Source organism: Halomonas sp. NyZ770 (genome assembly GCF_020616575.1).
GTDB classification, from domain to species: domain Bacteria; phylum Pseudomonadota; class Gammaproteobacteria; order Pseudomonadales; family Halomonadaceae; genus Vreelandella; species Vreelandella hamiltonii.
Genome location: NZ_CP085143.1, coordinates 2,951,269 through 2,963,747, shown reverse-complemented (window position 1 = coordinate 2,963,747; position 12,479 = coordinate 2,951,269). Strand labels below are relative to the sequence as shown.

Below are 12,479 nucleotides of genomic sequence, written 5' to 3'. Positions count from 1 at the left end.
TGGACCGCCGAATTTGTGAAGTAAACGTAACAAGAAAGTGAGCAAACTCGGGAACCATACCCCAAGGAGGCAGGGGTGAATAGACTGTATATCCATACACAAAACATACTTCTGTCGAAATATGCAAATATTCGACAATGAGAACCGCTCTCGAACGCCGTTCGCTAACAAAAGTAACGGCGTAAACTGCCTTCGATGACCGCCGCATGGCGTGATCATCTTCTTAACCATAGACGCAAATGAAGGGTTATTAAAGATGTGCGTAAGTTGTGTCTAATTAAAACGGCATTTTAAGCACTTACCGACCAAAATGAGCGCTTGAAACGGACGTTTTTCACGGGCCAGGAAAGCGCATCGCCCAAAACGCCCTCCGACCTCGCAAACGTGGCTTTTTGAGGGTAATTGCTAATATTTAGAATGTGTTTTTTTGTTTCTGTATGTTTGTTTTTTGAAACACGGCGATGTTCCTGTGAGCCCGCGTATTAGCCCTTGGTGCAAAATTTGCTGTCAGGCCACGTACTCTCGACGTTTTACTGGCATCCTATGTGTTGTTTTTTCGAAGGTGAAGCGGTTTGTTTCGCTGTTTAGCGTCGAGGAAATCGAAATGTCTCGGGTAACACTTGCACAGTGGCAGATGCTCGCCGCCGTGGTCGACCACGGTGGCTTTGCAAGGGCGGCAGAGGCGATCCACAAAAGCCCCTCTACGCTCAACCATGCGGTACACAAATTGGAAGAGCAGCTGGGTATCCAGGTGCTGGAGCCCGTGGGGCGGCAAGTGCGGCTGACGGAAGCAGGCGAACTGTTGCTGCGCCGTGCGCGACAATTGATCGAGAGTGCGGCGTCGCTGGAGGACGTGGCCTCGCGTTTGGCCGCAGGCCTGGAAGCGGAAATCGTCGTCGCCATCGATCAGATCTTTCCCGCAGCGGCCCAGGCCAGGGCGCTGGAGCGCTTTTCGGAAACGTATCCTCAAGTGCGCGTACAGCTGCATGAGAGCGTGCTCAATGGCGGCACCGAAATGCTCTATGACGGACGTGCCGACCTGGTGGTCACCGCCATCGAAGCCCAGGGGTTTCTCGGCGAGCCGCTGGTCAATGTGCGCTTTGTGGCGGTCGCTCATCCGCGCCACCCGCTGCATCAGTTGGGGCGCGCGCTGGATCTGCGTGACCTGGCCCAGCATCGCCAGCTGGTAGTGCGTGACTCGGCGCTGCGCCAGTCCACCAATGCCGGCTGGCTAAAGGCCGAGCAGCGCTGGACGGTCAGCCATGTGGGCACGTCATTGGACATGCTCAAGCGAGGGCTGGGGTTCGCCTGGATACCCGAAACCCGTATCCTCGAAGAGCTGACCAGTGGTGCGCTGAAGCCGCTGCCGCTGAGTGCAGGAGGCGTGCGGGAAGTCCCGGTGCAGCTTATCTTCCGTGACCGTGACCGGGCAGGGCCTGCGGCTCATGCCATGGCCGCTGCGTTAAGGCAGTCCGTCAAGGAGACGTGCAGCCAACATTCGATTCCCTCGAATGAAAGGCGGTAAAACATCCGCTTGAGCCCGCTCTCGTCGAGCGTATGCTGTAAACATGCCATTTCATACGTTCGCAACGGGAGAAACACCATGGGGTTATTGGTCAACGGCGAGTGGGTCGATCAGTGGTACGACACCAAAAAGCACGGCGGGGAATTCGTCCGTGAGTCGGCACAGCTGCGTCACTGGGTAGGAAATCCTGCCGACAGTGGCAGCGTGCTGGAGGGCGAGGCCCAGCGCTATCCTGCCGAGGCGGATCGTTACCACCTTTATATCTCCCTGGCATGCCCCTGGGCACACCGTGTGTTGATCATGCGTCAACTGAAAGGCCTGGAGCCCTTGATCGGCGTCTCCCATGTCAGCCCGCTCATGCTGGACAAGGGCTGGACCTATCAACAGGACGAGGGCTCCAGCGGCGACCCGATCAATCACGTCGAGTTTCATCACCAGCTCTATACCATGACCGACGCGCAGTACACGGGGCGAGTGACCGTGCCGGTGCTGTGGGACAAGCAGCGCAGCGCCATCGTCAATAATGAGTCGGCTGAACTCCTGCGCATCTTCAACCATGCCTTTGACGAGCTGACCGGCAATACGCTGGATTTCTATCCCTCCGACCTGCGTGCTGTCATCGATGAGGTCAACGCCGATGTGTACGACCACATCAACAACGGGGTTTACAAGTCAGGCTTTGCCACTGAGCAGAAGGTGTACGAGAAGCATGTCACTGCGCTGTTCGACGCGCTGGACCGCATGGAAAAGCGCCTGGGAGAGCAGCGTTACCTGGCGGGAGAATGGCTGACCGAAGCCGATATTCGTCTGTTTACCACGCTGGTGCGTTTCGACGCGGTCTACTACGGCCACTTCAAGTGCAATTTCAAACGCATCGAGGATTATCCGAACCTGTCCAACTACGTGCGTGAGCTCTATCAGTGGCCGGGCATTGCCGACACCGTCAACCTGGACCACATCAAGCGCCACTACTATTACAGTCACGACACCATCAACCCGACTCGTATCGTCCCCGCCGGGCCAGCGTTGGACTTTCAGCGCCCCCATGACCGTGAGCGCCTGCCAGGGCAGGGAGTACGCCGTCGCTGAATCCGTGCGACCACTCACGAAAATGGCCACCCGATGGGGTGGCCATTGCGTACGTATCGCTAGACGGGAAACATATCAGTTGGAGTTAACGGCGTCACGGGCGGACTGCCAGGCACTTTGCGCGCCATCACGCGTGGTTTCCCATGCATCGCGTGCGCCTGCCTTGGTTTGTTCCCACCAGTCGTGGTTGTAAGTAGGAAAGGCTTCCACTTCTTCGGACGTGGCTTGGAGCATGATCCGGTGCTCGGTATCGCCATCCGCTTCGGTGTGGGTTTCCAGCGTGAAGTGGTCGGTACCGACGACGATTTCACGTCCGCCCAGGCCCAGTACGGCACCACTTTCGACGACGAGTGCAGTGATGCGCATTTCCTCATCGAAAAGAATGTTTTCTACCTCACCGATCTCTTCGCCGGAACCGCCCGCGAAGTAGACGTCAGCATCCAGAATGTCTTCGGCTGAATACATGCCCTGTGGCTCGGTCTGTGCGTGGGCGCCCATTGCCATGCTGCCCAGAAGTACCGTGCCGATAGCCGTTGTCAGTAGTGATTTACGCATAGCTTCTCTCCATGTTGCTATTGAATCAGCCAAATAGTCATCTATTGGAAAATGGATACGCATTGGCCTGCCTGTACAGCGCCAATGCCGAAACGATCAGAGGCCGTCGGCCCACTCGTCTGCACGGCGCTCGGCTTCTTCACGGGCCAGCCCGTATTTCTGCTGAAGCTTGCCCACGAGCTGGTCTTTCTTGCCGCCGATTTGCGTCAGCTCATCATCGGTCAATTCGCCCCAGCTGGAACGCGCCTTGCCTTTTACTTCGGTCCATTTGCCTTCGATCTGATCCCAGTTCATATGCATCACTCCTTGAAGTTCGTGAACAACGTGAGGCACCTTTCAGGTTAGACCAATAGTGAACAAGTGCAAGTTTCAGGATGATATTGGTTAAAGTAAAAAAGCTGGTCAGCTCACCAGTGGGGTGGTAGGATGCGCGCTCCTCGCATGTGTTGACCCCTCCATCACGACGGCAAGCGTTGATTCGGTGGCCTTGTGGCACCAAGCCGAAACGTTTGCAGGAACATCCCCTCGACTGGATGTTCATTGCTGTGAAGATGGCGCGCCTCCAGCATTTCACCAGACGGGTGAAATCGGCGCAGTAAGGTCGCCACAGCGGTTGGCCCGCAGCGTGCGGTACTGCCAGCCGAATGCCAGGTGCGACCGGCGTCTCCGACTCCACTGATGACGATATCCGCTATGCGGAGCCTTGTTCTTTTGCTGCGCACCGTGACGTGCGGCATATGACAGAGTCAGAGACGCTTACGATGTTTTTTGCCGGTGATACCGGCCTACCAAGGTGTGATTAATGACCTCGATTTCTGTCACCTCGCCGAGCTTCGGTGATCTGGCTCTTTTGCCTGCCGTTCTGTCTGCTGTAGAAGCGCAGGGCTACGAAACTCCTTCGCCCATCCAGGCGCAGACCATTCCAGCATTGCTGGAAGGCCGCGATATGCTGGGTCAGGCACAAACGGGTACCGGTAAAACGGCTGCCTTTGCACTGCCGCTGCTGTCGCGTCTCGACATGCAGCGTCGCGAGCCCCAGGTACTGGTGCTGGCGCCTACCCGCGAACTTGCTCAGCAGGTTGCGGTTTCCTTTAGCAAGTATGGTCAAAACCTGCAGGGGCTCGAAGTGGCGACCCTGTGTGGTGGTCAAGAGTACCGTGAGCAGCTGGGCGCCTTGAAGCGCGGCGCTCAGGTCGTGGTCGGTACGCCCGGTCGTATCATCGACCACCTGGATCGCGGCAGCCTGAAGCTGGACGGTTTGTCTGCTCTGGTGCTGGACGAAGCCGACGAAATGCTGCGCATGGGCTTTATCGACGACGTAAAACGCGTGGTTGCCGATACCCCGAAAGATGCCCAGCGTGTGTTCTTCTCGGCCACGCTGCCGTCTGAAATCGAGCGCATCGTCAATCGCTATCTGGTCAACCCGGTCAAGGTGGCGATCGAATCGCGCACCACGACGGGAGAAAACATCGAACAGCGCCTGGTGCGTGTGGACGGTGGGGCCAAGCTGGAAGCGCTGGCGCGTATTCTGGAAGTGGAGCCGGTGGATGCGGCCATCGTGTTCGTACGGACACGTGCTGCCTGTACCACGCTGGTAGAGCAGCTGACGGCGCGCGGTGTCAACGCGGCTGGCCTGTCGGGTGACCTGGACCAGAGCCTGCGTGAGCGCACCATCACTCGCCTGAAGCGTGGCAAGGTCGATGTCCTGATCGCGACCGACGTCGCCGCTCGTGGTCTGGACGTTCCGCGTATCACCCACGTGGTGAACTACGATCTTCCCCAGGACGCCGAAGCCTATACGCACCGTATCGGTCGTACTGGCCGTGCGGGCCGCAGCGGTATCGCGATCACCTTCGCGGGCTTCCGTGAAGGCCGCAAGGTAGGCTGGATGGAGCAGGCAACGGGTCAGAAAATGACCGAAATGCCGCTGCCTGACGAAGCCGCTATCCGTGCGCACCGTGATGAAGTATTCCACCATCGCGTCGTGGCAGCCCTGACCAAGGGTGCCGAAGAGCAGCGCGCGCTGGTCGAGCGTCTGGTGGAAGAAGGTCACGACGCCGTCGAGCTGGCATGTGCCTTTGCTGCCATGGCTCGTGCTGACGAAGCGCCGATTGGCCGTCTGCAAGCACCGCGCAAAGAGCGTGCTCCGCGTGAGGGTGCCCCCGGCAAACCTGCTGGTGCTCGTCGCGAGCGCTCCAGTGCGCCCAGCGAAGGCATGACCCGCTACCGTGTATCGGTAGGCCATAAAGATGGCGTCAAGCCTGGCCAGTTGGTTGGCGCGTTGGCCAATGAAGGCGGTATCGAAGGTGCCCGTATCGGCCGTATCGATATTCGCAACGCCTTCTCGGTGGTCGAGCTGCCCAGCGGCCTGCCGTCTACCATTCTGGCCAAGATGGCACGTGCCCGTGTGGCCGGTCGCCCGCTGGAAATCAGCGAAGACCGTGCGCCCGAGCGTGCACCGCGCCGTCGTCGTGACGATGGCGATGCGCCGGTTCGCCGTCGCGAACGTGCGTAAACGCCTGCCGGGCGACTGATGTCGCCTTGGCTACCATCCCCCCATGCCTTTGGCATGGGGGGATTTTTTTTGGCTATCCTGAACGTCATCCTGGTGGCTCAGCGTCTGCTGGGCGCCAACCTCGAATCACCCGCAAGGAGGCCGCATGGACGCCGCATTACACGATTGGAACCTGACTCCCAAGCAGGCCATCGCACTCCAGTCCCAGCTTGCCAAGCAATTGGAAGCCGACGACCGTATCGACCCCGTGACGCACATCGCGGGGGTCGACATCGGTTTCGAAGAAGAAGGAAGCATTACCCGGGCGGCGGTGGTCGTGCTGGCGTGGTCGCCGGAGCAGGCGCCGCAACTGACTGTGGTGGAGCAGGTGGTTCACCGGGAACCCACGCGCATGCCCTACATCCCGGGCCTGCTGTCGTTTCGGGAAATTCCGGCGGCGCTGGGAGCCTTTGCCCAATTGAAAACACGCCCGCAGCTGGTCATGGTGGATGGGCAGGGCATCGCCCACCCTCGGCGGCTGGGCGTGGCAGCGCACTTGGGGCTGTGGCTGGACCTGCCGACCATCGGGATTGCCAAGTCGCGACTCACTGGGCGCCATGCCGACGTGGGAGAGGCCCGAGGCGATTGGGTGCCGCTCATGGCCGGGCAGGAAGTGATCGGTGCCGTGCTGCGCTCCCGTGCTCAGGTCAAGCCAGTGTTCGTGTCGCCGGGGCATCGACTGTCGCTGGCGACTTCGCTGGACTGGGTCATGCGCTGCCTGGGCAAGACCAAGCTGCCAGAGCCAACCCGCCTGGCCGACCGACTGGCATCGCGGCGCGACCAAAAGCGCACGACAGCATCGCAAACGCGCACTACAGCATCGCGATGAACCGGGTCAGCAGGCGCGTGGCGTCGGGGGTCTCCGCGACGTCTTGCAGCAGTTGATCCGTGTCTTCGCCCTGGTCGCGCAAGGCAGCGCGCTGGCGTTCGATATAAGCGCGCATCACCGGCGGTGAAAACTCGGGATGGAACTGAACGCTCCACTGGCGTGGCCCATAGCGCAGCGCCTGGTGGGCATCGTGGCAATTGTGCGCCAGGATGCTGGTGCCGGGGGGAAGCTGCATGACCGCCTGGGCATGGGTCAAGTGGGCCACGAAACACTCCGGGAGTTGCCCGAACAGCGGGTCCTGGCGGCCTGCCTGGGTCAGGCGTACGCTGCGTGTGCCGGATTCACGCCCCGCCGGGTGGTAATCACTCACACCGCCAAATGCAGCGGCCATCAGCTGGTGGCCATAGCATACGCCCAGCAGCGGCAGGTCGTCCGCCAGTGCCTGCTGTAACCAGGGCTTCAGCGCCTCGCTCCAGGGGAGCTGCTCACTGACCATGCTGTGGGAGCCGGTAATGATGGCTGCCACGATATCCTCCGGCGGCTGGCTGGTGAGGCGTGCATCCCATACATCGAGGGTCAGGTGGTCGGGCAGGGCGTCCTGCACCTGGTCGATGAACAGCTGTTCGAAGTCTCCGTGCTGATCCACCACTTCGGGGAAGGCGTCGCCGGTTTTGATAATGACTACAGAGGCCATGGTGTTCTCGCTAGCGTGTCGCGATGGATGAGGGATAGCCGAATCAGGGAGTTCCACGGTAAGCTGGGCCACTGATCGTCATTCCCCTTTTACCATACATTAGGAGCTTGATATGCAACAGATTACGCGGGCAGGTCAACCCATGGATGTGGCGGGCACCTTACCGGCGGTGGGGCAGGATGCACCGGCCATGACGCTCACCAACAGCAGCCTGGAAGACGTTACCCTGGCGACCTATGCAGGCAAGCGCAAGGTGCTGAACATCATCCCCAGCGTCGATACGCCTACCTGTGCAACGTCGACGCGACGCTTCAATGAACTGGCCTCGTCGCTGGACAACACCGTGGTGCTGGTGGTGTCTGCCGACTTGCCGTTTGCGGCCAAGCGTTTTTGCGGTGCCGAAGGGCTGGACAACGTGGAGACGCTCTCGACGTTCCGCCACCGCGAATTTCAGCAGGACTGGGGCGTGGCGCTATGCAACAGCAACATGGAAGGGCTCTGCGCGCGTGCCGTGGTGGTGCTGGATGCCGAGGATCGGGTGCTGCACAGCGAGCTGGTCAGCGAGTTGAAGAACGAGCCTGATTACGACGCGGCATTGGCTGCACTGAAAGGCTAGCGGGGCGCCTTGGCCGCCTTCACCAGCGCACGTATCAAACGCTGCTGGGGGCGGTTGAAGATCAGCCACTCCGGGTGCCACTGAACGCCTATCAGGAACGCATGCTCCGTGGACTCGATGCCCTGCACCAGCCCATCGCGGTCACGCGCCACGATCCGAATGCCCTTGCCTGCCCGATTGACCGCCTGATGATGAAGGCTGTTCACGCGACACCAGGTCACTCCCAGCAAGCGATAGAGCTGGCTGTCGCCCACGATGTCGACGGTTTTGCGGGGCAGTACCGTGCGGCGGCGCTTCAAGCCTTCGTGGGTGGTGTAAATGTCGGGGTCCAGGCTGCCGCCCAGATGCACGTTGATCAGCTGCGCACCTCGGCAGATGCCGAGTACTGGCGTATGGCGAGGTATGAAACGCTTCAGCAGGTCGAGTTCCAGCTCGTCACGAGCCGGGTCCAGGCGCACGTCCAGCTGCACTTCGCCGCCGTACAGGTGGGCTTGAATGTCGTCCCCGCCGCCAATGATCAGGCCGTCCAGATGCTCCGGCAAGGGGCGGGAAGGGGAAAGCCGCAGTGGCCTGCCGCCGTGACGCCAGACGGCAAACCAGTCGAAGCACCAGGCAAGCTGGCTTTTGTAGTCCGAGGTCGTGATGCCGATCAGAGGTCTAGGCATGGCCAAACAGTCTGCGCTTGAGGCGCTGCCACCAGGGCTGGCGCTGTTCGGCCATGTACTCCTGGCAGCGGGCGTGAAGGTTGTCCTGATCGTGGGCCAGCTTCTCTACCTCCACCCAGCGGTTCCACTCCATCACGCTGCCCCAGCCCGGCTGCGACAGCTGCGCATTGGGCAACCGATAATGGAAGGTGGGCCGTGGCTTGGTCAACTGGCCGTGCAGTAGCGGATGAGGGTGTTCCGGGCGCAGGTGGGCAAACAGCGGCAGCAGGTCCAGCTCGCGGTTACGGGTAGGGTTATCGGCCAGGTAGTCGTCGATGAAGGTGTCGAGGTCTGGCTGGTAACACAGATCCAGCACCTTGCGGGCGTACTCCTTGGGAAACGGGTTGGCGTGCGGCAGCATCTCTCGGGTGATATCCACCTTGATTTCCTGGCGTAGCCAACTGGCCAGCAGCAGGTAGGCGCGTAGCATGTCGAGCAGGTAATCGACCTCGCCGCGCTCGATCTCAGGGTTCAGGTGCAGGCCGAAGCCGTACAGCAGGCTGGCATCGGTGCCTTTGGCGCCTTTTTCCCGCAAGGTGTCGAACAGAGTGTCCAGCGCTTCGAGCTCTTCCCAGGGGATGGGAGGGCAGACGATTTCGGTGGGCACCAGGCCGGTCACCATGTCACCGATCAGTTCACGGGTCTTTTGGTGAAATTCCAGCCGTCGCTGATGCTGTTGGCGAGCCCACTCGCTGTCACTGTCCTGCTGTGCGTCCAACAACGTCTGGTCTGGATGGGCGTATTGAGTATCCAGTTCGATCTCGAACGCTCCCCAGCGTGTGTCGGCCACCTGTAGCCGATGGGGGCTGACCACGTTAAGCTCACCACCAAACAGTGCCTGCACCACCTCGGCCGTCTCGCGAGGGGGGAGCCCGGCAAACTCGATTTCGACGCCTACGCGTCGGGTCTGGCCGTCCGGGTTCAAGCGTTGGGGAGGAGCCTGCAGCGTCATCTCGATGTCCTGGAGGTGAACGTTTGTACGTTTAGCCTATCATAATCACACGCTTAGGCTGAGCAAGAGAAGGACACGATTCAACAGTCACTTTCCACGGGAGTCACGCGTGCGACAGCACTGGATAACCAGCATCGTTCTAGGGGCGCTACTCAGCCTGATGATCAGCGTCACCGCACACGCCCAGAGCGTCTCGCTTCCCACGCTGGGGGGCAGTAGTGACAGCGAAGCGCAGCCGGACGTCACCAGCGAAAATTTCCAGCGCTCCCTGAGCGACGTCATTGGCATGCTCGAAAGCGAGGATCAGCGCCGTGCGCTGCTGGACTCGCTGCGCGAGCTGCAGCTGAGTACCGAGGCCGTGGAAGACGAAGGCGTGGTGCGCCAAGGGTTGCTGGGCGCCCTGGCCGATACGCTTTCCGACATCGGTGAGCATGCCCAAGCCGGAGATTCGCCCATCGACGAGTGGTCACGGCAGCTGGTCCAGGGCGTCGAGGACCTGCGCGCCCTGAATGCCGGGGCTGACCAGGGCGACGCCATCCGGGCCGTGGCGGAAGGGGCCTTGCTGGCCGTGATCTGGAGCGGCCTGCTGGTCACGATGATTGCCTTTGGGCGGGTGGTGGCCACCCGCCGCGATTGGCCGCTGGACCTGCCTCGGGACCCCAAGGCCTGGCTGCTGGCGGTTCACTTCTTGCGGCGCATGCTTCCCTGGATACTGGCCTTCGTCATTACCTTGGGCGTCGGTCAACTGCTGCCCTACAGTCCTGGCCGTGCCCTGGTGCTGGTGGTGGCCTATATCTGCCTGTGTGGCCGAGCGCTATCGGTGGTGTTCGAAACGGTGGTGGCGTTCTTCAGTCGCGGGCACCGTTTTACCGCCGTGCAAGTATTACAGCACAAGGCGTTGCGAGGGCTGTTCGTCATCGGCGCGCTGATTGCCTTGGGAGATGCCGTCAACTCTACCCGCCTGATGGAGCTGCTGGGGACCGAGCTGTCGGGGCTGGTGTCGGTGCTGGCCAACATGCTGGCGGCGCTGCTGTCGGCGCGTTTCATCTTCAAATTCCAGCGCCCTATTCGTCATCTCATCTGTAACCGGCCTTACAAGCAGCGCCGCGATGCCAGTACGGCCGTGGAAATGATCCGTGCGCTGGGTGGGCTATGGCACATTCCTGCCCTGCTGATGGTGGGCGGCTCGCTGCTGGCCATTTTCATTACCGTCGGGGATGTGGGCACGGCGCTGGCACGCTCGATCATTTCCGCCAGTCTGCTGGTGCTGACCCTGGTGATTACCGGGCTGCTGCGTCGCCAGGAAGAGCGCTTGGGTAAGCGGCGCCATCGCCGTCGCTTTAGCCAATATCGCAAGCGACTCGAGCGGTTTGGCTTCGTACTGGCGCACCTGAGCGCCTGGATGATTTTTGCCGAGCTTTCCATGCAGGTATGGGGAGGCTCGCTGTTTGGGCTTGGCCAGCAGGCCGTGGCCAGTGCGCGTATTGGCCAGGCGCTGGTCAGTCTGGGGGCCACCGTGCTGTTGGCATGGCTGGTGTGGATTTTTGCCGATACCGCCATTCAACGGGCGCTGACTTCCTCCGCGCGTTCACGGGGGCGGCGTGTCAACCAGGCTCGCGCACAAACCATCACGCCGATGATCCGTAACGTGATTTTCGTCACCATCCTGATCATTGCGGTGATTGCTGGCTTGGCCAACCTTGGGGTCAACGTCACGCCGCTGCTGGCCGGTGCCGGTGTGATCGGTCTGGCGGTGGGGTTTGGCGCGCAAACCCTGGTGCAGGATTTGATCACCGGCATCTTCATCCTCATCGAGGACTCCTTGGCGGTGGATGACTTCGTCACCATCAATACGCACATGGGCACCGTCGAAGGGCTGACGTTGCGGACGGTCAGGCTGCGTGACCTGGACGGCGTGCTGCACATCATCACCTTCAGTCGTATCGAATCGATCCACAACATGTCGCGCCAGTTCGGTATTGCCTTGATGCGGATTCGCATTCCTTATGACATGAAAATCGATGACGCCATCACGCTGATGCAGGAAACGGCTCAGGAATTGCGCAAGGACCCGATGATGCGTCACTACATCTGGTCGCCGCTGGAGATGCAGGGGGTACAGGCCTTCGAAGATGGCTGCCCGATATTACGGATGCGCTTCCGCACCGCTCCTGAAATGCAGTGGGACGTGTCACGCGCCTTCAATCTGCTGCTGAAGCAGCGCATGGAAGCCCAGGAAATCGACTTGGGTGTACCGCGGCTCAGCGTGCGCATGGAGGCTCGCTCCGAGGCCCGTGGCGACGAGCCCCATGGTACCGACATGACGCTGCAGCACCGCCAGCAGGGCGACCTGGATGCGCCGCAGCATACCCCTGAGCCCCCTAAACCAGCGCCCAGGCCCACCGAGGCCGAAATCCGCCGTGACGAGCGGCAGCGCCCTGAAGGCTCAACGACTGCGCCGCCGCTATCTCGATCCCAGCCCAAGCCCCAGACTTAGCGCAATGCCAATGGCCAGCCCCAGGCCTGTGCCCAGCGCAAATAGCGTGACCAGCAGCCAGGGGCCACGCAGCCCTCGCCAACGGTTATATAGCGAGACGGCGTGGCTGACTCGGTCGACCAGTTCGTCATGGCGTGAAATGGCGTGGTCAGGGGGCAGCGAGAAATCATTGGCCACGTCGCCTTGCCAGTGCGCCCCGTGGGTCAATCCAAGGCGCGCGCGCAGGCGGCCGATGTCGCTCAAGGTGCCGTGCAGCGCATCGTAGGTTTCACGGTGCGGGGTCACCGTCAGTACCGAGGTGGCGTCCTGGCGCAGGGCGCTGTTGGGGCAGCGCGCCACGGCGGTGTCGATCTGCTGCTCATTGGCATTGGGGGGCAGGCTCAGGCGTTGATAAAGGTCGCGCATAATCCGGCGTCGGTCTCGTCACAATGGACACAGTGGAAGGTCGTGGTTTCAGCATGGCG

At 61.0% G+C, this 12,479-nt stretch carries 12 protein-coding genes; 6 read left to right on the top strand and 6 right to left on the bottom strand.

Features of this window, described 5'->3' with window-relative positions:
• Positions 1–604 precede the first annotated feature (604 nt).
• Both LG409_RS13765 and LG409_RS13760 read left to right on the top strand, forming a co-directional pair.
• Complete coding sequence (locus tag LG409_RS13765) at positions 605–1,525, top strand: LysR family transcriptional regulator (RefSeq protein ID WP_039176791.1); 921 nt, start codon at positions 605–607, stop codon at positions 1,523–1,525.
• A 78-nt stretch (positions 1,526–1,603) separates the two neighbouring features.
• Entirely contained in the window at positions 1,604–2,614 is a 1,011-nt protein-coding gene (locus LG409_RS13760; RefSeq protein WP_227406910.1) for a glutathione S-transferase family protein, read from the top strand.
• Positions 2,615–2,689: 75 nt separating this feature from the next.
• Here the strand turns inward: LG409_RS13760 and LG409_RS13755 are convergent, their stop codons facing one another.
• Together LG409_RS13755 and LG409_RS13750 are read right to left on the bottom strand one after the other, a co-directional pair.
• Entirely contained in the window at positions 2,690–3,169 is a 480-nt protein-coding gene (locus LG409_RS13755; protein WP_039176785.1) for a PRC-barrel domain-containing protein, read from the bottom strand.
• Positions 3,170–3,265: 96 nt separating this feature from the next.
• Positions 3,266–3,463, bottom strand: coding sequence for a CsbD family protein (locus LG409_RS13750; RefSeq protein ID WP_096922455.1), 198 nt, complete (start codon positions 3,461–3,463; stop codon positions 3,266–3,268).
• A gap of 508 nt (positions 3,464–3,971) precedes the next feature.
• On the opposite strand from LG409_RS13750, the gene LG409_RS13745 reads away from it, so the two are divergent.
• Positions 3,972–5,684, top strand: a complete 1,713-nt coding sequence (locus LG409_RS13745) for a DEAD/DEAH box helicase (protein WP_016914693.1) — start codon at positions 3,972–3,974, stop codon at positions 5,682–5,684.
• A gap of 145 nt (positions 5,685–5,829) precedes the next feature.
• A complete protein-coding gene (nfi, locus tag LG409_RS13740; protein ID WP_227406909.1) occupies positions 5,830–6,552 on the top strand; it encodes a deoxyribonuclease V in 723 nt (240 codons plus the stop codon).
• Here nfi and LG409_RS13735 read toward each other — a convergent pair.
• Complete coding sequence (locus tag LG409_RS13735) at positions 6,536–7,246, bottom strand: glutamine amidotransferase (protein ID WP_227406908.1); 711 nt, start codon at positions 7,244–7,246, stop codon at positions 6,536–6,538. The genes nfi and LG409_RS13735 overlap by 17 nt on opposite strands.
• Positions 7,247–7,358: 112 nt before the next feature.
• Here LG409_RS13735 and tpx point away from each other — a divergent pair, with 112 nt between their 5' ends.
• Entirely contained in the window at positions 7,359–7,862 is a 504-nt protein-coding gene (tpx, locus tag LG409_RS13730; protein ID WP_227406907.1) for a thiol peroxidase, read from the top strand.
• Here tpx and LG409_RS13725 read toward each other — a convergent pair.
• Both LG409_RS13725 and LG409_RS13720 read right to left on the bottom strand, forming a co-directional pair.
• On the bottom strand, positions 7,859–8,527 hold the full coding sequence (locus tag LG409_RS13725; protein ID WP_039177020.1) for a gamma-glutamyl-gamma-aminobutyrate hydrolase family protein: 669 nt from the start codon (positions 8,525–8,527) through the stop codon (positions 7,859–7,861). The two genes, tpx and LG409_RS13725, sit on opposite strands and share 4 nt — an antisense overlap.
• Complete coding sequence (locus tag LG409_RS13720; RefSeq protein ID WP_189464146.1) at positions 8,520–9,518, bottom strand: amidoligase family protein; 999 nt, start codon at positions 9,516–9,518, stop codon at positions 8,520–8,522. The genes LG409_RS13725 and LG409_RS13720 overlap by 8 nt, the downstream gene beginning before the upstream one ends.
• A 109-nt stretch (positions 9,519–9,627) precedes the next feature.
• On the opposite strand from LG409_RS13720, the gene LG409_RS13715 reads away from it, so the two are divergent.
• Complete coding sequence (locus LG409_RS13715; RefSeq protein WP_227406906.1) at positions 9,628–12,015, top strand: mechanosensitive ion channel family protein; 2,388 nt, start codon at positions 9,628–9,630, stop codon at positions 12,013–12,015.
• Here LG409_RS13715 and LG409_RS13710 read toward each other — a convergent pair.
• The gene (locus LG409_RS13710) at positions 11,983–12,420 is read right to left on the bottom strand and encodes a hypothetical protein (protein WP_039176761.1); all 438 of its coding nucleotides are present in this window, start codon (positions 12,418–12,420) and stop codon (positions 11,983–11,985) included. The two genes, LG409_RS13715 and LG409_RS13710, sit on opposite strands and share 33 nt — an antisense overlap.
• Positions 12,421–12,479 lie beyond the last annotated feature (59 nt).

Coding starts and splice junctions, on each gene's coding strand:
- tpx (WP_227406907.1), top strand. CDS start 7,359: ATGCAACAGATTACGCGGGCAGGTCAACCCATGGATGTGGCGGGCACC.
- LG409_RS13760 (WP_227406910.1), top strand. CDS start 1,604: ATGGGGTTATTGGTCAACGGCGAGTGGGTCGATCAGTGGTACGACACC.
- LG409_RS13765 (WP_039176791.1), top strand. CDS start 605: ATGTCTCGGGTAACACTTGCACAGTGGCAGATGCTCGCCGCCGTGGTC.
- LG409_RS13720 (WP_189464146.1), bottom strand. CDS start 9,518: ATGACGCTGCAGGCTCCTCCCCAACGCTTGAACCCGGACGGCCAGACC.
- nfi (WP_227406909.1), top strand. CDS start 5,830: ATGGACGCCGCATTACACGATTGGAACCTGACTCCCAAGCAGGCCATC.
- LG409_RS13750 (WP_096922455.1), bottom strand. CDS start 3,463: ATGAACTGGGATCAGATCGAAGGCAAATGGACCGAAGTAAAAGGCAAG.
- LG409_RS13710 (WP_039176761.1), bottom strand. CDS start 12,420: ATGCGCGACCTTTATCAACGCCTGAGCCTGCCCCCCAATGCCAATGAG.
- LG409_RS13745 (WP_016914693.1), top strand. CDS start 3,972: ATGACCTCGATTTCTGTCACCTCGCCGAGCTTCGGTGATCTGGCTCTT.
- LG409_RS13755 (WP_039176785.1), bottom strand. CDS start 3,169: ATGCGTAAATCACTACTGACAACGGCTATCGGCACGGTACTTCTGGGC.
- LG409_RS13735 (WP_227406908.1), bottom strand. CDS start 7,246: ATGGCCTCTGTAGTCATTATCAAAACCGGCGACGCCTTCCCCGAAGTG.
- LG409_RS13725 (WP_039177020.1), bottom strand. CDS start 8,527: ATGCCTAGACCTCTGATCGGCATCACGACCTCGGACTACAAAAGCCAG.